Source organism: Actinoallomurus acanthiterrae (assembly GCF_054775715.1).
In genome coordinates this window covers 4,378,314-4,396,599 of the sequence record NZ_BAAHCO010000001.1, presented here as the reverse complement: position 1 = coordinate 4,396,599, position 18,286 = coordinate 4,378,314, and the positions used below count along the sequence as shown (strand labels likewise).

Below are 18,286 nucleotides of genomic sequence, written 5' to 3'. Positions count from 1 at the left end.
TGGTCAGGGTGCTGGCAGCATCTGCAGGCGGGCGATGGCGGTGGTGATCAGGCCAGCCCAGGGCCAGCGGGAGGCGAGGCGGAGCCGCAGACGTCTGCCACCTTTGGCCAGGCGTGCGGCGACCTGGAAGATGCGCAGGCGCAGGCGTTTGGGTTCCCAGCGGCGGGCCGGATGATCGCCGAAGGCGAGCATCTGGGCCCAGGCGGTCAGCTCGCTGGCCAGGGCGACCAGCTCGCACCAGACCTGGTTATGGGCGGCCCCGTTCAGGGGAAGGTTGCGCAGGCCGGTGTCTTTGGCGCACCGGATGCGGTCTTCGCAGCGGGCCCGCATGCGGTGGCGTAGTTCCAGGTCGGCGAGTTGCCCGCGGCGGGTTCCGGTGACAAAACAGGTGAAGCGGTGTCCGCCCAGATCGGTGAATCGCAGTTGGGCTCCGGGGTGAGGGCGTTCACGGCGGACGATGACACGCATGCCCTTGGGCCAGTCGCTCAGGTCCAGCAGGCCGGTCAGCTCGGCCACCCACGCGCCGTGGCGGGGCCGGCGGTCGGCGTCATAGGCCGGCGTCCACGCGGTCTCGGGCAGCTCCAAGATCGCCGCGCAGACCTCCTCGGTGAGGCCGAAGCCGATGGAGTACTTCAGCCGGCGGGCGGTGACCCAGTCCAGGAAGTCGTGGGTGCCGCCGCCGGAATCGGTCCGGATGAGCACCTGTTTGTGCAGGCGGGCCGGGATCTGATTCAAGGCGAGCCGGCCGGCTTGGATGTGGTCTTGCGCGGTGTTGGACCCGGCGTTGCCCCGCCGCAGCACGATCGCGGCGGCTTCCCCGGTCCCGAGGGTACCGTGGTCGATGAACGCGGTCATCGGATGGAACCCGAACGTGTGCTTCCAGGTCGGGGCCGCTGATTCCTTCTCTGAGTGTGCGATCACGATCGTGGCGTCCAGATCCACCGGGATCAGGTCCCCATCGGCGCCGGGTGCGCGCTCGCCCGCCAGTGTCCACGCCCGCGCGCCGGGCCTTGCGGATCACCCGCAGCGCTTTGGGCCCGGCCTCGGCCAGTGTCTTGACCAGCCGGGATACCGTCGGGTCGGAGGGAATCGACCCGAGCAGCTCCGGTGCAGCGCGAAGGATGGCGATGTCGGCCAGGCAGTCCCCGCCCAACGCGAGCATCACCGCCAGATCACACATGATCTTGCCCGGGTCATGCACCGCCCGGGACGGCCGCCACCGCTCCAGCGCCTGTGACAGGCCCTGATCCAGCCCGGTGACCCGCAACGTCTCCATCAGCAGCCCGGCCTGACCGACGATTCCCTTACCGTCCGAAGACACCGTGATCTTGGGGCGGCGACCGGTAGGCTGCACCTGAAAAGTGCCTTTCAGCATGGGCGGACAGGACTCTCGACAAGCCCGATCCTCCCAGCTCAGAGGCACTTTTCTCATGTAAACGATCAGATCGTCCAGAGCCCGCGTGAAAGCGCGAGGATAGGTCGCGGCACCCGGTTTCTGCTTTCTCGCCGACGTGGATCTGTTCCTGAGATCGGCCGGATCATGGGTGGGCGGCCGCCGCCTCGGTGAAGACCTGGCTGGCGAGGAAGTCCTCGGGGCGCAGTGTGCTCAGGTCCTCCCGGCCGATCTCGCCGCCTTCGGCGAGCAGCCTGGCGGCATGCCGGAGGCGGGCGCGTTCGAGGGCGTTGCGGACGCTGCGCGCGTTGGCGAACCGGGGCCGCCGCCGGCGCCGCTCGAGATAGTCGCGGAACACCGGCTCCGTCCGGGGCGCCAGGACGTAACCGTCGCGGCGCAGCATGAGGGCGCCGATCGCCTCCAGTTCTTCCACGGTGTAGTCGGGGAAGTCGATGTGGTGCGCGATCCGGGAGCTCATCCCGGGGTTGGACGTGAAGAAAGAGTCCATCCGGTCCCGGTAGCCGGCGAGGACGACGACGAGGTCGTCGCGGTGGTTCTCCATCATCTGCAGCAGGATCTCGATCGACTCCTGGCCGTAGTCGCGCTCGTTCTCGGCGCGGTAGAGGTAGTAGGCCTCGTCGATGAACAGCACGCCGCCCATCGCCCGTTTGAGCACCTCCTTGGTCTTCGGGGCGGTGTGTCCGACGTACTGGCCGACGAGGTCGTCACGCGTCACCGCCACCAGGTGGCCCTGCCGCAGGTAACCGAGCCGGTGCAGCAGCTCCGCGAGCCGTGTCGCGACGGTCGTCTTGCCGGTGCCCGGGCTGCCGGTGAAGCACATGTGCAGGTTCGGCCGGGTGGTGCCGAGCCCGAACCTCGCGCGCAGCCGGTCGATGAGCAGCAGGGCCGCGATCTCCCGGATCCGGGTCTTGACCGGGAGCAGCCCGACCAGCTCCGCGTCGAGGGCGTCGAGCACCTGCCCGATCCGCGACTCCTCCTCCGCCCGCGTCAGGTCGACGCGGGCGTCATGCGGCAGTGCCAGGTCATCGCCCGCGTCGCCTGTCCCGTCCGAGCCCGTCGCGTGCATGCCGAAGCCGAGACGTGCGGTCATCGCGCCCGGTACCTCTCGCCGGCCGGTCCAGTGCGTACGGGTGCGCGCGGTAGCGCACCCGCCGGTCGGCGGTCTCCGTACGGTCCAGGCGGAAGCCCGGCTCCACGGCGGGGCGCTGGACGATGAACGACAGCGCGGTCGTCTGGCGTCCGTAGCGGGCGTCGTAGGCGTTCAGCCGTACGTAGTGGTGCGGGTAGGCGCGGCGGCATTCGTTGATCTCATGCAGCACGCCGGCCGAGTCGCGCAGGTCGAACATCGGCAGCCCCCACATCTCCCAGTACGCGTTGCGGGGATGCGGGTCGTCGGTGAACTCCACCGAGCACGGCCAGCCGTTGCCGAGCGCGTACGCGACCTGCGCGCTGATCTCCCCGTCGGTCAGGTCGGGCAGGTACGAGAAGGTGCCCTGCGTGATGCGCATGGTCGTCCTCACGTGAGAGTGGGCGTCGGAGCGACGTCCGGCGTGTCGGTGGACTCGAAGTCGAACGTGACGTCGCCCCAGGTCGACAGGGCGATGTCGAGCTCACGGCTGCGCTTGGCCGCGGCGCGCAGGATGTCGGGTCCTTCGGCGAGGAAGTGCCGGCCCTCGTTGCGCGCCTTGATCATCGCCTCCAGCGCGACGCGGTTCGCGGTGGCGCCCGCCGCGATGCCCATCGGGTGGCCGATCGTGCCGCCGCCGAACTGCAGGATGACGTCCTCGCCCAGATGGTGCAGGAGCTGGTGCATCTGCCCGGCGTGGATCCCGCCGGACGCGACCGGCATCACGCCCGGCATCGACGCCCATTCCTGGTCGAAGTAGAGGCCCCGTACGGGGTCGGCGGCGATGTGGTCGAGGCGCAGGGTGTCGTAGAAGCCGGCCACGGAGTTCGGGTCGCCTTCCAGCTTGCCGACGACCGTGCCGGCGTGGAGGTGGTCGACGCCGGCGAGCCGCATCCACTTGGCGATGACGCGGAAGCTCACGCCGTGGGTCTTCTGCCGGGTGTACGTGGAGTGCCCGGCCCGGTGCAGGTGCAGCAGCATCCCGTTGCGCCGCGCCCACCGGGCCATCGACTGGATCGCGGTGTAGCCGACGGTCAGGTCGATCATGACGATGACGCTGCCGAGGTCCCGGGCGAACTCCGCCCGCTCGTACATGTCCTCCATCGTCGCGGCGGTGACGTTCAGGTAGTGGCCCTTGACCTCGCCGGTCGCGGCCTGGGCCTTGGCGACCGCCTCCATGCAGTACAGGAACCGGTCGCGCCAGCGCATGAACGGCTGGGAGTTGATGTTCTCGTCGTCCTTGGTGAAGTCGAGGCCGCCGCGGAGGGCCTCGTACACGACCCGCCCGTAGTTGCGCGCCGACAGGCCGAGCTTCGGCTTGACCGTCGCGCCGAGCAGCGGGCGGCCGAACTTGCCGAGGTACTCCCGCTCCATCACGATGCCGTGCGCCGGCCCCTGGAAGGTCTTCACGTAGTGCGGCGGGATGCGCATGTCCTCCAGGCGCAGCGCCCGCAGCGCCTTGAACCCGAAGACGTTCCCGATGATCGAGGAGGTGAGGTTCGCGATCGAGCCCTCCTCGAACAGGTCGAGCTTGTACGCGATGTGCGCGATGTACTGGTTCTCGGCGCCAGACACCGCGTCGACGCGGTAGCACTTCGCCTGGTACTCCTCGTAACTGGTGAGGCGGTCCGTCCACACAACGGTCCACGTCGCCGTCGACGACTCCCCCGCCACCGCCGCGCCCGCCTCCTCCGGCGGCACGCCGGGCTGCGGGGTGATCCGGAACGCCGCCAGGACGTCGCTCGGGCCCGGCTCGTAGTCGGGCTGCCAGTAGCCCATCTCCGCGTACGGGATGACACCCGCCGACCATCGGTTCGTCATACCTTGAGCGTGCGGGACGACACTTGTACTGTCCATCAAGAGTTCCGGCATGACACTGAAGCGATCGCTCAAACGACGGATGTACGCCTGCGGGCGTTCACGGATACGGGTTCGGCATGACAGAGGCACGACTGCGGGCGCTCGTCGCCCTCGCGGAGACCGGGTCGGTGCGCGCGGCCGCGCGACGACTCGTCGTGACCGAGTCGGCGGTGTCCGCCGCGGTCACCGCGCTCGCGCGCGACATCGGGGTCGCGTTGGTGGAGCGCGCCGGTCGCGGCGTGGTGCTGACGCCCGCAGGGCGGATCTACACCGACTACGCGCGCCGCGTCCTCGGGCTCCTCGAGGAGGGCCGCGCGGCGGCCTGCGGCGGCGAGGACGCCGGGCGCGGACGGCTGCGGCTCGCGGCCGTGACCACGGCGGCGGACCAGGTGCTGCCCGCGCTGCTGGCGACGTTCCGCGCCCGGTGGCCCGAGGTGGACCTCACCCTGGAGGTCGGCCCGAGCAGCCGGGTGTGGGATCGCCTGGCGGCGCACGCGGCCGATCTGGTGCTCGGCGGACGGCCGCCGGCGGACCTCCCCGCGACGGTCCTGGCGACCCGCCCGAACGACCTGGTCGTCGTGGCGTCCCCCGATGTCGCCGCCGCGTTCGCGCTGGACACCACACCGTGGGTGATGCGCGAACCCGGGTCGGGCACGCGTCGTACGGCCGAGGCCTACCTCTCCGAGCGTGACGTGGACCCGCCGCAACTCGTCCTCGGTTCCAACGGCGCGGTCATCGCCGGCGCCGCGGCCGGCCTCGGCACCGCCCTGGTCTCGCGCGACGCGGTACGTGACGAGCTCGCCGACGGGAGGCTGGCCGTGGTGGACGCGCCCGGCACTCCCCTGCACCGCCCGTGGCACGCCGTGGCGGGCACCGCCCCCACGGCGACGACGCGGCTGTTCGTCTCCCACATCCTCGCCGCGGGCGGATGGACGCAGGAGGGCGGTACGACGCCCGGGCGCGCGGCGCCCTGAGCGCCTTGCCAGGGCCTGGCGCGGTTCAGTGTGAGCGGGTCGGGATGACGCCCTTGATGCGAAGCCTCCGGCTCGGAGCGGCGTGCCGGGGTGTCGTGGCGCGCGGTTCGGGGGCCGCGTCGGCGGCCGGTCGGTAGACGCGGGGGCGGCTCAGCCGGTCCTCTTGGACCGTGCAGTGGCGCACAGGGGGACGCGTGTCGTCCCCGGCGAATGCCGGGACGGCCTGCTTCGTCGCGGCCGGGGAGTCCCCTGCGGCGGCCAGGTCGGCGGCTTCCGGGGCGGACGCTTCCTGCGGGGAGTCCGTCCGCGGCAGGAGACGGTCTTCGTAGATCATCGTCATGAACAACACGAAGGCCACCGCGGGCAGGGCGATCAGTGCGGTCATCGGTCCTCACCCTTCCCGGGCCCCATCGGGCCGGTCCGGCGTCCGGTCCCGACTCGTACGGGCGGGCGGCCTCTCCGCCGGCCGCAGGCATAGGGCCCCGGTGAGGCTCCGCGCGACGCGCGTACCGTCCCTGCCGCTCATGGTGAGAACCTCCTGTCGTGAGGACGGACGATGCTGCAGTGACGCCTGCCTACCCGGCAATTTGCCCAGCTAACGCCTAGTTTGGGCGATTTTGGAACGTTGCACTCCCGAAGCGGCTAACCCGACCCGCCCTGGCCACCCCTCACCTACTCACGAGTAGCGTTGGCGAGGAGACGCTCATCCACAAAGGAGACATACCGCCATGAAGACGCGTGAGGTGCACCTCGTATCGCGCCCACAGGGCTGGCCGGAGCCGACCGACTTCGCGCTCGTCGAGACCGAGCTGCCTCCGCCCGGTGACGGCGAGGCGCTCGTCCGCAACCTCTTCATGTCCGTCGACCCGTACATGCGCGGGCGGATGAACGACGTGAAGTCCTACGTCCCGCCGTTCGGCCTGAACGAGGTCATGACCGGCGGCGCGATCGGCGAGGTGGTGGAGTCCCGCTCGCCCGATCTGGAGCCGGGCGACGTCGTCCTGCACCAGCTCGCCTGGCGGGAGCACGCCGTGGCCCCCGCGAAGGAGTTCCGCAAGGTGACGCCCGTCGACGGCGTTCCGGCGTCGGCGTTCCTCGGCGTGCTGGGCATGCCGGGGCTGACGGCGTACGCGGGACTGCTCGACGTCGCCGGCATGAAGGAGGGCGACGCCGTCTTCGTCTCCGGGGCGGCCGGGGCCGTCGGCTCGCTCGTCGGCCAGATCGCCCGCCTGCGCGGAGCCTCCCGCGTCATCGGCAGCGCCGGCTCGGACGAGAAGGTCGCCTACCTGACCGACCGGCTCGGCTTCGACGCCGCCTTCAACTACAAGTCCGGCCCGGTCCACAAGCTGCTCGCCGCGGCGGCCCCCGACGGCATCGACGTGTACTTCGACAACGTCGGCGGCGACCACCTCGAGGCGGCGATCGGGGCGTTCAACAACTACGGCCGGGCCGCGATCTGCGGCGCGATCTCGGTGTACAACGTCAAAGAGCCGCAGCCCGGGCCGCGGAACCTGCCCCTCATGATCGGCAAGCGCCTCACGCTGCGCGGCTTCATCGTCACCGACCACTACTCGATGTTCGGCGACTTCGTCCGCGAGGTCGGCGGCTGGCTCGCCGAGGGGAAGATCCAGTTCGAGGAGACGGTGTTCGATGGCGTCGACCACGCCGTCGACGCGTTCCTTGCCATGCTGCGTGGGGAGAACACGGGCAAGATGGTCGTCCGGCTGTAGGCGCGAGGCGCCGCCGGGGGCCTGGACCTCCGGCGGCGCCGTCGAACGCGCGGCGCGATCAGGTGGCCGCGCGCTGCCGGACGAATGCCGCGGTGACCACCAACGCGACCAGCACGAAGATCGTGCCGACGGTGAACGCGACGCTCACCCCGTGGGTCAGGCCGCCGTGCCGGAGCGCGGTCCCGTACACCGAGACGAGCACCGCCATGCCGAGCGCGCCGCCGACCTGCTGCATGGTCTGCAGCGTGCCGGAGGCGGCGCCGGAGTCCTCCCGCCGCACCCCGGACAGGATGGTGACGGTGATGGGCAGGAACACCAGGCCGGCGCCCAGCCCGAACAGCATCATGGGCCCGAGCACGCCTGAGGCGTACCCGCTGTGCGTGGACAGGCGGGTGAGCCACAGCATGCCGGCCGCGATGAGCGGCAGACCGATCAGCATGAGCCGCCGCGGCCCGACGCGCGGGATCAGCCGCGGCGAGACGCGCGCCATGACGAACAGCAGTCCGGACATCGGCAGGAACGCCACACCGGCCCTGAGCGGGCTGAACCCCAGGACGTTCTGCAGGAACTGGACGATGAAGAAGAACATCCCGAACATCGCCGCCGCGAGCAGCAGCATGTTGAGGTAGGAACCGGACCGCGCCCGGTCGGCGAACAGCCGCAGCGGCACGACGGGCCGTTCGACCCGCGTCTCCACGACGAGGAAGGCGGCCAGGAGCAGGACGCCGCCGGCGAACGCCGCCAGGGTGCCTCCGTCGCTCCAGCCCGCGTCGGCCGCGCGGATGAAGCCGTACACCAGCGCGACCATGCCGCCCACGACCGCGACCGCGCCGGCGATGTCCAGGCGGCCGCGGTGCCGTTCGGTCTCCCGCAGCAGCCGGGGCGCGAGGAGCAGGACGACGGCTCCGACCGGGACGTTGATGAACAGGACCCAGCGCCACGACGCCCAGTCGGTGAGCATGCCGCCGAGGACGAGTCCGATCGAGGCGCCGGCCGACGAGGTGGCCGAGAAGACCCCGAGCGCCCGGTTGCGCTCCGGTCCCTCCTCGAAGTTGGTGGCGATGAGGGCGAGCGCGCTCGGCGCGGCGAGCGCGGCGCCGACTCCCTGGACGGCGCGGGAGGTGAGCAGCCAGGCGGCGGAGCCGGAGAATCCGCCGGCCAGCGAGGCGAGGGTGAACACGGCGATGCCGGCGATGAACGTCCGCCGCCGGCCGAGGATGTCGCCGGCCCGGCCGCCGAGCAGGAGCAGGCCGCCGAACGCCAGGGAATAGGCGTTGGTCACCCACGACAGGCCGGTCGCGGAGAAGTGCAGGCTGTGCTGGATCTTGGGGAGGGCGACGAACATGACGCTCGCGTCGAGCACCACCATGAGCTGGCACGCGACGATGACGGCGAGCGACAGTCCCGGGTGACGCGTGTGTCGTCGCCGCCGCTCTGCGTCGAGCGGCGGGTCGCCCATCTGTACGGTCTGCTGGGACATGAGTCGTAGACTCCTCGTGCAGGAAGGGTTAGGCCGTCCCCCGAAGTGGCTGTCGGGGAGTGGCCGGTCTAACCGGAGGGTGCCTCCGCAAACAATACGGAGGTATCCTCCGGTTGCGCAACTGTGCTTTTTGGAGGTGCGATGCCGACGACCGCCGGGCAGCGTCCGATGCGGGCCGACGCGCGCCGTAACTACGAGCGGCTCCTCGCCGAGGCCAAGGGCGCGTTCCTCGAGTACGGCGCCGACGCCTCACTGGAGGAGATCGCCCGCCGCGCCGGCGTCGGGATCGGCACGCTCTACCGCCACTTCCCCACCCGTCTGGCCCTGCAGGAGGCCGTCTACCGCGAGGAGATGCAGCAGCTCGCGGACAGGGCGTACGAGCTGGCCGCGACCGCCCCCGCGGACGAAGTCCTGACGGCCTGGATGCTGACCATCGCGGAGTACTCCCGCAACAAACGCGGGCTCGCCCAGACCCTCAAGGCCGTCATCGACCTGCACTCGAACACCTTCGTCCAGTGCCACGACCAGATCGAGACGGCCGCCGGGACCGTCCTCGCCCGCGCGCAACAGGCCGGCACCGCCCACCCCGAGCTCCGGCCGTGTGACCTGCTCCGGCTCGCCCACGCGCTGTCCGTGGCGAGCGAGCGGGCTCCGGAGGACACCGAGCTCCTGCTGTCCTTCATGCTCGACGGCCTGCGCCCACGCTCCTGATCCACGTTTCCGCCTCCGCGTCGCCCAGCATCACGACGCGGAGTTCGCGAGAGCACGGAGGCCGCGCGTACCGCACCGTTCATCCGGGTTGGCGGGAATTCTCCCTGGCCGTAGGCCGGTTACCCCAACGGACGCGCGCCGACCGTGGCGTGGGCAGGAGAAGGGATGACATGGTCGCGACGGCGAGCGAGACCATCGAGGCGGCGCCGACCCGCGCCGGACGGGTCCGGCTGATCTTCATCCTCGGGGCGCTCACCGCGATCGGGCCCCTGTCGATCGACATGTACCTCCCGGCCCTGCCGAAGCTCACCCACGACCTGTCGGCCGGCGCGTCGCTCGTCCAGCTCACCCTGACGGCCTGCCTCGTCGGCCTGGCGGTCGGCCAGCTGCTCGCCGGGCCGATCAGCGACACGTGGGGTCGGCGCCGGCCCCTCCTCATCGGCGTCGCCCTGTACACGGTCGCCTCCCTGCTGTGCGTCGTCGCGCCCACGGTGCCGGCGCTGATCGCCCTGCGCCTGGTCCAGGGCGCGGCGGGGGCGGCCGGCATCGTCATCGCCCGGGCCGTCGTCCGCGACCTGTACGACGGGCCGGCCGCGGCGCGGTTCTTCGCCCTGCTCATGCTGGTCAACGGCGTCGCTCCGATCGCGGCCCCCGTCATCGGCGGCCAGCTGCTGCGCGTCACGTCGTGGCGCGGGGTGTTCGTGCTCATCGCGGTCATCGGCGCGCTGATGACCCTCGCCGCGTACGCGGGGCTGCGCGAGACCCTGCCGCGGTCCGGGCGGCGGCCCGGCGGACTCGGCTCCACCCTCCGGACGTTCGCGGAGTTGTGCGCGGATCGCGTCTTCGTCGGCTACGCCCTGGCGGGCGGGCTGGCGTTCGCGGCGATGTTCGCCTACATCTCCGGCTCGCCGTTCGTCATCCAGGACATCTACGGCCTGTCGCCGCAGGCGTACAGCCTGATCTTCGCGGTGAACGCTCTCGGCATCGTGGGCGCCGGCCAGGTCAGCGGCTGGCTCGCCGCGCGCGTCCGCCTGCGGGTGCTGCTCGCCGCCGGCCTGGCGGTCTCCCTGGCCGGTGGCGTGGCGCTGCCGGTGGCGATCGGCGCCGGCCTCGGGCTGCCGGGAGTGCTGCCCGCGCTGTTCCTGGTCGTGGCCGCGATCGGGCTGATCATGCCCAACGCCACCGCGCTCGCCCTCACCGGCCGTCCGCCCGCCGTCGCCGGGAGCGCCTCCGCACTGCTCGGCCTGGCGCAGTTCGTGGTCGGCGGGGCCGCCGCGCCGCTCGTCGGAGTCGCCGGCTCGCACACGGCCGTGCCGATGGGCCTGGTCATCGCCGCCCTGACCGTGGCGGCGGCGCTCGCCTTCGCGACGCTCACGCGGGGACATCGACCGATCGGTTGATGCCCGGGATCCACCGCGCCCGTACCCGACCGGTCGATCCGCGCGCGCACCGCCGCGGGCCATTCTCGAATCCGTCACCACGCGAATCGAGGAAGAGGCCATGCCGGTCATCGACGTCAGGAATCTGCACAAGCGGTACGGAGCGAAGGTCGCGGTCGAGGACGTGTCCTTCGCGGTCGACGAAGGCGAGATCTTCGGCATCCTGGGCCCGAACGGCGCGGGCAAGACCACGAGCGTCGAGTGCGTCGCGGGGTTGCGCGCCCCCGACCGCGGCGCCGTGTCGGTGCTCGGGCTGGACCCTCGCCGCGACCGCGCCGAGCTCACCAAGCGGCTCGGCGTCCAGCTCCAGGCGAGCGAACTGCCGGACCGGATGAAGGTCCGTGAGGCCCTCGAGCTGTACGCCTCGTTCTACCCCCGGCCCGCCGACACCGACCGGCTGATCGAGGAGCTCGGGCTCGCCGACCAGCGTGAGACGCGCTTCCGCCGTCTGTCGGGGGGACAGAAGCAGCGGGTGTCGATCGCCCTCGCGCTCGTCGGCGACCCGAAGGTCGCGATCCTGGACGAGCTCACCACCGGCCTGGACCCGCAGGCGCGGCGCGACACCTGGCGGCTGATCGAGGGCGTACGGGACCGGGGCGTCACGATCGTGCTCGTCACCCACTTCATGGAGGAGGCCGAGCACCTCTGCGACCGCCTCGCCGTCATCGACGCCGGCCGGGTGGTCGCCGTCGACACGCCCGCCGGGCTGGTCTCGCGGGTCGCGCCCGAGCAGCGCGTACGGTTCCGGCCCTCCGTCCCCTTCGACGACCGGCTGCTCAAGGACGTGCCCGAGGTCCTCACCGTGACCAAGACGGGCGGGCAGATCGTCGTGACCGGCACCGACGGCCTCCTCCAGGCGGTCACCGCGGTCCTGGCCCGCAACCAGATCATCGCCGCCGACCTGCGGGTCGAGCAGAGCAGCCTGGACGACGCGTTCGTCGCCCTGACCGGCCGCTCCATCAACTGACGCCCTTCGCCTCGAGGAGACACACCAATGCTCGCCAAGCTCACGTCCATGGAGCTGAAGCTCTTCACCCGCGAGATCATCCTGCCGGCGCTGGTCCTGGTGCTGCCGCTCGCGCTGCTGCTCGGGTTCGGGTACATGCCTGGCGCGAACAAGGCCCAGCACAGCCTCGGCGGCCAGACCACCGCGGAGTACATGGCCGCGCTGGGCGTCGGGATCGCGCTGACGATGCTCGGCCTGTCCATCCTGCCCGCCACGCTCGCCTCGTACCGGGAGAAGGGCGTGCTGCGGCGCATGGCCACGACCCCGGTCCGCCCCGGCTACCTGCTGGCCGCCCAGCTCCTCCTCTACGTCGTCATGGGGATCGCCACCGTCGTCATGATGATCGTCGCCTCCCGCGTGCTCTTCGGCACGCACGTTCCCGAGCGGTTCCCCGCCTTCCTCGCGGCGGTCGTCCTCGGCATGGGCGCGCTGTTCGGGATCGGGCTCGTCGTCGCCGCCGTCGCGCCGAGCGCCAAGGCGGGCAACGCGATCGGCATGGTGCTGTTCTTCCCGAGCCTCTTCCTGGGAGGGGTGTACATCCCACGTGAGCAGATGCCCGCCGCTCTGCGCGCCGTCGGCGACTACACCCCGCTCGGCGCGGCGCTGAAGACGATGCGGGACGCCTGGATGGGCACCGAACCGCGCCTCGCCCAGTTCGCCATAATGGCCGCGTACGCGGTCGTCGCCGGGCTCGTGGCCGCCAAGCTCTTCCGGTGGGAGTAACAGACGATGGGAGAACGCCCCGACGGCCTCGACCGGCGAGACGCGATCCTGCTCAGGGTCGTACCGTACGGGGCACTCGTCGTCTCCACGATCCTCGTCCTGATCGGCGACGCGAAGACGCCTGTCCAGGTCTGGACGACGCTGGGCCTGACGGCGACGGCCGCGGTCTGGCTGCTGATCGTCGCCCTGCCCGGCGCGTCCACGCCAAGGCCGTGGCCGGCCGTCTGACTACGCCGGCCTGATCGTGCTGTTCGCGGTGATGATCCTGCGCAGTCCGCTGTTCGGCCTCTTCGCCTGGACTGGCTATCCGCAGGTGGCCTATCTGCAGGGGCGCTGGAAGCTGGTCGGCATGATGGCGACGGCGACGGTCCTCTCCGTCACCTACGTCGGCGGCTTCGACGACCTCAACGCGTCCACGATCCCGATCTACCTGATCTTCGTCGCGGCCACGGGTGCCGTCGCCGTGGGGTTCCTGGCCCTCGAGTTGAAGCGGCGGGCGACCATCGACCAACTGGCCGAGGCGAACGCCCGGCGGGAGGCGGCGCTCGAGGAGAACGCCGGGCTGCACGCCCAGCTGCTGACCCAGGCGCGCGAGGCGGGCGTGCTCGACGAACGCCAGCGCATGGCCCGCGAGATCCACGACACCCTGGCGCAGGGCTTCACCGGGATCATCGCCCAGCTGGAGGCCGCGCGGCAGAACCCCGCCGAGTGGCGGCGGTACGCCGACCAGGCGCAGGCCCTGGCCCGCGAGAACCTCACGGAGGCGCGCCGATCGGTGGAGGCGCTGCGGCCACCGCATCTGGACGAGGCGCGACTGCCGGAGGCCATCGCCGGGATGAGCGAACGCTGGTCCCGCACCTCCGGAGTCCCCGTCGGCGTCGAGACGACCGGCGAGCCCAAGCCGATGATCCCCGAGGTGGAGGTCGCGCTGTTCCGCGTCGCCCAGGAGGCGCTGACGAACGTCGCCAAGCACGCCGGTGCCTCCCGGGTCGGGCTCACCCTGACCTACCTGGACGACGTGGTGCTGCTGGACGTCCGCGACGACGGGGCCGGCTTCGACCCGGCCGGGAACGACGGAGGCTTCGGGCTGACCTCGATGCGGCAGCGGCTGCTCCGGGTGGCCGGGAAGCTGGAGATCGAGAGCAGTCCCGGCGAGGGCACCGCGATCAACGCGACCGTCCCCGCCCTGCCCGCCGGAGCGCAACCATGATCCGTCTGCTGATCGTCGACGACCACCCGATCGTCCGGGACGGCCTGCGCGGCGTCTTCGCCGGCGATCCGGACTTCGAGGTGACCGGCGAGGCGGCCAACGGCGCGGAGGCGATCGTGCTGGCCGCCGACGCCGACGTCGTGCTCATGGACCTGCGCATGCCGGAGATGGGCGGGGTGGAGGCGATCGCCCGGCTCCGCGACACCCACCCGGCCGTGCGCGTCCTCGTCCTCACCACCTTCGACACCGACAGCGATGTGCTGCCCGCGATCGAGGCGGGCGCCACCGGCTACCTGTTGAAGGACGCGCCGCGTGAGGAGCTGGTCCGGGCGGTCCGCGCGGCGCACCGAGGCGAGTCGGTGCTGTCCCCGTCGGTGGCGGGCCGCCTGATGGGCCGGGTCCGTGCCCCCTCCCCCGGCGCGCTCAGCAAGCGTGAGCGCGAGGTGCTCGCCCTCGTCGCCGACGGCACCACCAACCGGGAGGTGGCCCGGCGGCTGTTCGTCAGCGAGGCGACCGTCAAGACTCACCTGCTGCACATCTACGACAAGCTCGGCGTCCGCGACCGGGCCGCCGCCGTCGGCGAGGCCTACAAACGCGGCCTGCTTCCCTGACGGCGGCGGACACCCGTACGCGGTCCTCTCAGTGTGCGCCGGCTCCGGTCAGGGAACGCACGGACAGGGCCGCGAAGCCCTCCGGGTCGGTCTTCTCCCGGCTGAGGAACGTCCCTGCGACGGCGCACAGGAACCCGACCGGGATGGACACCAGACCTGGATTCTCCAGCGGGAACCAGTGGAAGTCGGTGCCCTTGGGGAACAGCGACAGGCTCTGCCCGGTCACCGGGTCGACCTTCCCCGACACCACCGGGGAAAAGATCACGAGCACGATCGCGCTGACCAGCCCGCCGTAGATGCCGGCGACCATCCCCGCGGCGTTGAACCGCCGCCAGAACAGGGCGAACACGATCGCGGGGAGGTTCGCCGAGGCGGCCATGGCGAAGGCGAGCGCCACCAGGAACGCGACGTTGAGGTTCTTGACGAAGACGGCCAGCAGGATGGCGATCGAGCCGATGAGGAAGGCCGCGAACCGCGCCACGGCCACCTCCTGCTGTTCCCGGGGCCGGCCCAGCATCAGCACGTTGCCGAAGTAGTCGTGGGCGAGCGAGGTGGCCGAGGCCATGACCAGGCCGGCGACCACGGCCAGGATCGTCGCGAACGCCACCGAGGCGACGAACGCCAGCATGATGTCCCCGCCGATGCGTCCCGCGACGTCCCGGCCGAGCTCGCGGGCGAGCAGCGGCGCCGCCGTGTTGCCCGCCGGGTCGTGCGCGAGGATCCGCGCGCGTCCGACCAGCGCGGTCGCACCGAACCCCAGCGCGATCGTCATCAGGTAGAACGCTCCGACCAGGCCGATCGCCCAGTTCACCGAGGTGCGGGCGGCGCGCGCGTCCGGCACCGTGTAGAAGCGGGTGACGATGTGCGGCAGCCCGGCGGTGCCGAGGACGAGGGCGAGGGCCAGACTCACGAAGTCGAGCTTGTTGAACAGCGTCTGGGAGGAATGCCCCGCGACCTCCTTGCCGTACTTCAGGCCGGGTTCGAGGAAGGCGTGCCCTTTGCCGCTGGACCGGGCCGCCGCGCCGAGCAGGTGACTGAGGTCGAAGCCGAAGCGGCCGAGGACCAGGAACGTCATCAGGGTCGCGCCGAACATCAGCAGCGCGGCCTTGACGATCTGGACCCAGGTGGTGCCCTTCATCCCCCCGAACATGACGTAGCAGATCATCAGCGCGCCGACGACGACGATCGTCATGACCTCGGCCGCGCCGGCGGACATGCCGAGGAAGGTCGACCCCGGTTTCACCCCGAGCAGCAGGGAGATGAGCGCCCCGGCCCCGACCATCTGCGCGATGAGGTAGAACACCGAGACCGTGACGGTGGACACCGACGCGGCGATCCGCACGGAGGACTGCCGGCGCACCCGCTGGGACAGGACGTCGGCCATGGTGAAGCGGCCGGTGTTGCGCATCAACTCGACGATCAGCAGGGCCGGCAGCCAGGCCACCAGGAACCCGATGGAGTACAGGAAGCCGTCGTAGCCGGACAGCGAGATGATGCCGGCGATGCCGAGGAAGGACGCCGCGGACATGTAGTCGCCCGCGAGCGCCAGGCCGTTCTGCGGGCCGGAGAAGACGCGCCCGCCGGCATAGAAGTCGACGGCCCCGTCGGTGTGCATCCGCGCCCAGACCGTGATGGCGAGGGTGATGCACACCAGCCCGATGAACAGGGCGAACGTGATGGTCCGGCCGCCTCCCGCGAGGGAGCCCGCACTGGCGAGGATCATCGCACGCCTCCCGTCCAGGGCCCGCCGGCCGTCTCCGGCCAGGGCGGGGAGACCGCCCCGGGCGGCGCGGCCGGATCAGGCGGCGGCACCATCCCGTCCGGGGGCGTCGGACCGAGGTAGGGCCGCCTGCCGTCGGCGAACGACGCGGGCGATACGGCCGGGTGCATCCCGTCCGGAGGCGTCGGACCGAGGTAGGGGCGCGTGCGGCCGGCGTACGGCACAGGCGATCCAGCCGGGGGCGTCGGCGCGGGCGAGGCCCCCGTCCGGCGGCGGACCGCCTCGCCGACGCGTTCCTCCGCGTCGGCGACGATCTGGGCGGCCAGCGGATCGAGGACCAGCCGGGCGTACCGGGTGTAGCGCCAGGCGAGCACGAACGCCGAGGCGAACTGGAGCACGCCGAACACGAGGGCGACGTTGATGTTCCCCACGAGCCGGTACGCCATGAGATCGCGGGCGAACGCCGCCGCGACGACGTACAGGAAATACCACCCGAGGAACACCGAAACGATCAGAACGATTAATCTCCTAGATTTCCCTTTCAGTACGGCGAATCTCTCATCTTGCCTTATCGCGACATATCGGGCGCGATCGCGCGGATCCGTTCTGCGACGTGGCGATGGCCGTGACCCGGTGACCACCACACACCCCTCTCCCTGCTCGGCGTGACCCTGAGTGGTCCTCCCATTCCGTAATGAGATCAGACCGAGGCCGCTCGCATTCGCCACTTCGCAGGAATTGCTGCTTGGAAAACGCGGGATCCCGCGCGAGCACCGCCGAAAGGGGGTGATCGCCCGAGATCACCCCTCTTCCGGGCGAGCCCACCGCGTCGGCGCCCCCGGCGCGCCCGCGGGTCAGCTCTTGGCGGCGAGCCGCCGGAACGGTTCTTCGGCCCGAGCCCGCCGGGTCAACGCGAGGAGCGCCAGGATCAGGGGCGGCGCCGCCGCGGCCGCGAAGCACCATTCGAGCGGCAGCGGGCCGATCAACCGGCCGGCCGCCGCCATGCCGATCGAGGAGCCCGCGTTGAACGCGGTGTTGACCCACGCGCCGGCCCTCGTACGGGCGCCGGGAGCGGCGGACTCCTCCGCGAGCAGGTACGCCGTGGTCAGCGCCGGGGCGACGAACAGCCCCGCGACGCCGACCACCGCCGCCAGCGCGTACAGGTCCGGTGCCGCACCCGCGACCGCGAGCGAGGCCGCGAGCGCGGCGGTCAGCGCCGGCAGCCGTACCCGTGCCGGCACCCGCCAGGAGCGCGAGCCGTACACGAGGCCGCCGACCGCGCTGCCGGCGGAGAGCGCGGCCTCGGCCCACGCGGCCGCGGGCGCCTCGTGACGGCGCGCGGCGAACGCGACCAGGAGCAGGCCCAACGCGCCCAGGCACGCACCGATCCCGGCCGACAGGACGACCGGCCGGCCGAGCCCGCCGAAGGAGCCTTTCGGCGTGGGGACGTTCTCGACCGAGTCCGCCACCTCGTCGGCCACGCCGGCCCGGGAACGGGCGGCCGGAGAGGAGACGAGAGCGAAGGTTCCGGCCAGGACCAGCCCGGCGCTGACGGCCACGCCCGCGGCCGGGCCGGCGAGCGCGGCGATCAGGCCCGCCAGCAGCGGACCGGTGACGTACAGCAGTTCCTCCGCGACGGTGTCGAGACTGTAGGCGCGCTGCAGCAGCCGCCGGTCGGGCACCAGGTCGCTCCAGAGCGTGCGCATGACCGGGCCGAGCGGAGGCGGGAACGCTCCGGCCGCGAGCGCCAGGACCACGAGCGGGGTGGCGGGCACGCCGTGCCGCGCGGTGAGGAGGGCCAGCGCGCCCAGCAGCAGCGCGTACGCCAAGGCCATCGGCGGCAGGGCGCGCCGCGGACCGTACCGGTCGATCAGCCGGGCCCGCGCCGGGGACAGCACCGAGACGGCCAGTGCGAACCCGGCGACGGCGGTGCCCGCCGTGGCGTACGAGCCGGTCGCGCCGGCCGACGCGAGCGTCAGGGACAGGGGGACGATGCCGTACGAGAGGCGGCCCAGCAGCGCGGCACCGAAGGTGCGGCGAGCGTACGGAGCGCGCAGGACGGCGGCGTATGAAGGGGTTGACGAAGACACGGGATGTTCCTCGGAATGACGGCGCGCGGAAGCCGCGCCGTGAGCGTCAGGGGACACCGAAGGACCGCAGCGGGCGAGGCGCGGTCAGCGGCGGTGTCTAGACACGGGGGAAGAACACGTCGGCCACTTTACCGTGGGCCACTCCGAGACAGCCGCCTACGGCCGGACCCGGTCACGAGACCGCGACTCGCC

The 18,286-nt window shown here is 71.6% G+C and carries 17 protein-coding genes and 1 pseudogene; 9 read left to right on the top strand and 9 right to left on the bottom strand.

All coding sequences use genetic code 11. From position 1 onward, the window contains the following. Nucleotides 1–3: 3 nt before the first annotated feature. The 4 genes and pseudogenes from ACYVF7_RS21280 to ACYVF7_RS21265 form a co-directional block, all read right to left on the bottom strand. Nucleotides 4–1,375, bottom strand: a pseudogene (locus ACYVF7_RS21280) (IS1380 family transposase). Nucleotides 1,376–1,538: 163 nt separating this feature from the next. Further along, nucleotides 1,539–2,504, bottom strand: a complete 966-nt coding sequence (cbbX, locus tag ACYVF7_RS21275; protein ID WP_460343238.1) for a CbbX protein — start codon at nucleotides 2,502–2,504, stop codon at nucleotides 1,539–1,541. Beyond that, nucleotides 2,437–2,922, bottom strand: coding sequence for a ribulose bisphosphate carboxylase small subunit (locus ACYVF7_RS21270; RefSeq protein ID WP_460343235.1), 486 nt, complete (start codon nucleotides 2,920–2,922; stop codon nucleotides 2,437–2,439). Before ACYVF7_RS21270 ends, cbbX begins: the two co-directional genes overlap by 68 nt. Nucleotides 2,923–2,930: 8 nt before the next feature. After that, nucleotides 2,931–4,361, bottom strand: a complete 1,431-nt coding sequence (locus tag ACYVF7_RS21265; protein WP_460343233.1) for a form I ribulose bisphosphate carboxylase large subunit — start codon at nucleotides 4,359–4,361, stop codon at nucleotides 2,931–2,933. A 116-nt stretch (nucleotides 4,362–4,477) separates the two neighbouring features. Between ACYVF7_RS21265 and ACYVF7_RS21260 the strand changes: the two genes are divergently transcribed. Further along, complete coding sequence (locus tag ACYVF7_RS21260) at nucleotides 4,478–5,374, top strand: LysR family transcriptional regulator (protein WP_460343230.1); 897 nt, start codon at nucleotides 4,478–4,480, stop codon at nucleotides 5,372–5,374. Nucleotides 5,375–5,399: 25 nt separating this feature from the next. On the opposite strand, the gene ACYVF7_RS21255 is transcribed toward ACYVF7_RS21260, so the two are convergent. Continuing rightward, entirely contained in the window at nucleotides 5,400–5,759 is a 360-nt protein-coding gene (locus ACYVF7_RS21255) for a hypothetical protein (protein WP_460343227.1), read from the bottom strand. Between the two features lie 343 nt (nucleotides 5,760–6,102). On the opposite strand from ACYVF7_RS21255, the gene ACYVF7_RS21250 reads away from it, so the two are divergent. Next, nucleotides 6,103–7,104, top strand: a complete 1,002-nt coding sequence (locus ACYVF7_RS21250) for an NADP-dependent oxidoreductase (protein ID WP_460343224.1) — start codon at nucleotides 6,103–6,105, stop codon at nucleotides 7,102–7,104. A 58-nt stretch (nucleotides 7,105–7,162) separates the two neighbouring features. Here the strand turns inward: ACYVF7_RS21250 and ACYVF7_RS21245 are convergent, their stop codons facing one another. Beyond that, nucleotides 7,163–8,584: an MFS transporter gene (locus ACYVF7_RS21245; RefSeq protein ID WP_460343221.1), complete on the bottom strand. Its 1,422-nt coding sequence runs from the start codon at nucleotides 8,582–8,584 to the stop codon at nucleotides 7,163–7,165. A gap of 141 nt (nucleotides 8,585–8,725) precedes the next feature. On the opposite strand from ACYVF7_RS21245, the gene ACYVF7_RS21240 reads away from it, so the two are divergent. The 7 genes from ACYVF7_RS21240 to ACYVF7_RS21210 all read left to right on the top strand — a co-directional run bounded on the left by ACYVF7_RS21240 (nucleotide 8,726) and on the right by ACYVF7_RS21210 (nucleotide 14,284). Next, nucleotides 8,726–9,295, top strand: coding sequence for a TetR/AcrR family transcriptional regulator (locus tag ACYVF7_RS21240; protein WP_460343218.1), 570 nt, complete (start codon nucleotides 8,726–8,728; stop codon nucleotides 9,293–9,295). Nucleotides 9,296–9,465: 170 nt separating this feature from the next. After that, nucleotides 9,466–10,695, top strand: a complete 1,230-nt coding sequence (locus ACYVF7_RS21235; RefSeq protein ID WP_460343215.1) for a multidrug effflux MFS transporter — start codon at nucleotides 9,466–9,468, stop codon at nucleotides 10,693–10,695. 100 nt (nucleotides 10,696–10,795) lie between these two features. Further along, complete coding sequence (locus ACYVF7_RS21230) at nucleotides 10,796–11,701, top strand: ABC transporter ATP-binding protein (protein ID WP_460343212.1); 906 nt, start codon at nucleotides 10,796–10,798, stop codon at nucleotides 11,699–11,701. Between the two features lie 27 nt (nucleotides 11,702–11,728). Further along, nucleotides 11,729–12,463 carry an ABC transporter permease gene (locus ACYVF7_RS21225; RefSeq protein WP_460343209.1) on the top strand — a complete coding sequence of 245 codons (735 nt, stop codon included), beginning with the start codon at nucleotides 11,729–11,731 and terminating at the stop codon, nucleotides 12,461–12,463. 6 nt (nucleotides 12,464–12,469) lie between these two features. Then, nucleotides 12,470–12,691, top strand: a complete 222-nt coding sequence (locus tag ACYVF7_RS21220; RefSeq protein WP_460343206.1) for a hypothetical protein — start codon at nucleotides 12,470–12,472, stop codon at nucleotides 12,689–12,691. Between the two features lie 16 nt (nucleotides 12,692–12,707). Next, on the top strand, nucleotides 12,708–13,673 hold the full coding sequence (locus tag ACYVF7_RS21215; protein ID WP_460343203.1) for a sensor histidine kinase: 966 nt from the start codon (nucleotides 12,708–12,710) through the stop codon (nucleotides 13,671–13,673). Next, on the top strand, nucleotides 13,670–14,284 hold the full coding sequence (locus tag ACYVF7_RS21210; protein ID WP_460343200.1) for a response regulator: 615 nt from the start codon (nucleotides 13,670–13,672) through the stop codon (nucleotides 14,282–14,284). The genes ACYVF7_RS21215 and ACYVF7_RS21210 overlap by 4 nt, the downstream gene beginning before the upstream one ends. Nucleotides 14,285–14,312: 28 nt before the next feature. Here ACYVF7_RS21210 and ACYVF7_RS21205 read toward each other — a convergent pair whose 3' ends face one another. From ACYVF7_RS21205 to ACYVF7_RS21195, 3 genes are all read right to left on the bottom strand, one after another. Continuing rightward, a complete protein-coding gene (locus ACYVF7_RS21205) occupies nucleotides 14,313–16,007 on the bottom strand; it encodes a solute symporter family protein (protein ID WP_460343197.1) in 1,695 nt (564 codons plus the stop codon). Then, nucleotides 16,004–16,645 carry a DUF485 domain-containing protein gene (locus ACYVF7_RS21200; protein ID WP_460358032.1) on the bottom strand — a complete coding sequence of 214 codons (642 nt, stop codon included), beginning with the start codon at nucleotides 16,643–16,645 and terminating at the stop codon, nucleotides 16,004–16,006. The genes ACYVF7_RS21205 and ACYVF7_RS21200 overlap by 4 nt, the downstream gene beginning before the upstream one ends. 213 nt (nucleotides 16,646–16,858) lie before the next feature. Then, the gene (locus ACYVF7_RS21195) at nucleotides 16,859–18,094 is read right to left on the bottom strand and encodes an MFS transporter (RefSeq protein WP_460343194.1); all 1,236 of its coding nucleotides are present in this window, start codon (nucleotides 18,092–18,094) and stop codon (nucleotides 16,859–16,861) included. Nucleotides 18,095–18,286 lie beyond the last annotated feature (192 nt).

Coding starts and splice junctions, on each gene's coding strand:
- cbbX (WP_460343238.1), bottom strand. CDS start 2,504: ATGACCGCACGTCTCGGCTTCGGCATGCACGCGACGGGCTCGGACGGG.
- ACYVF7_RS21270 (WP_460343235.1), bottom strand. CDS start 2,922: ATGCGCATCACGCAGGGCACCTTCTCGTACCTGCCCGACCTGACCGAC.
- ACYVF7_RS21265 (WP_460343233.1), bottom strand. CDS start 4,361: ATGACGAACCGATGGTCGGCGGGTGTCATCCCGTACGCGGAGATGGGC.
- ACYVF7_RS21260 (WP_460343230.1), top strand. CDS start 4,478: ATGACAGAGGCACGACTGCGGGCGCTCGTCGCCCTCGCGGAGACCGGG.
- ACYVF7_RS21255 (WP_460343227.1), bottom strand. CDS start 5,759: ATGACCGCACTGATCGCCCTGCCCGCGGTGGCCTTCGTGTTGTTCATG.
- ACYVF7_RS21250 (WP_460343224.1), top strand. CDS start 6,103: ATGAAGACGCGTGAGGTGCACCTCGTATCGCGCCCACAGGGCTGGCCG.
- ACYVF7_RS21245 (WP_460343221.1), bottom strand. CDS start 8,584: ATGTCCCAGCAGACCGTACAGATGGGCGACCCGCCGCTCGACGCAGAG.
- ACYVF7_RS21240 (WP_460343218.1), top strand. CDS start 8,726: ATGCCGACGACCGCCGGGCAGCGTCCGATGCGGGCCGACGCGCGCCGT.
- ACYVF7_RS21235 (WP_460343215.1), top strand. CDS start 9,466: ATGGTCGCGACGGCGAGCGAGACCATCGAGGCGGCGCCGACCCGCGCC.
- ACYVF7_RS21230 (WP_460343212.1), top strand. CDS start 10,796: ATGCCGGTCATCGACGTCAGGAATCTGCACAAGCGGTACGGAGCGAAG.
- ACYVF7_RS21225 (WP_460343209.1), top strand. CDS start 11,729: ATGCTCGCCAAGCTCACGTCCATGGAGCTGAAGCTCTTCACCCGCGAG.
- ACYVF7_RS21220 (WP_460343206.1), top strand. CDS start 12,470: ATGGGAGAACGCCCCGACGGCCTCGACCGGCGAGACGCGATCCTGCTC.
- ACYVF7_RS21210 (WP_460343200.1), top strand. CDS start 13,670: ATGATCCGTCTGCTGATCGTCGACGACCACCCGATCGTCCGGGACGGC.
- ACYVF7_RS21205 (WP_460343197.1), bottom strand. CDS start 16,007: ATGATCCTCGCCAGTGCGGGCTCCCTCGCGGGAGGCGGCCGGACCATC.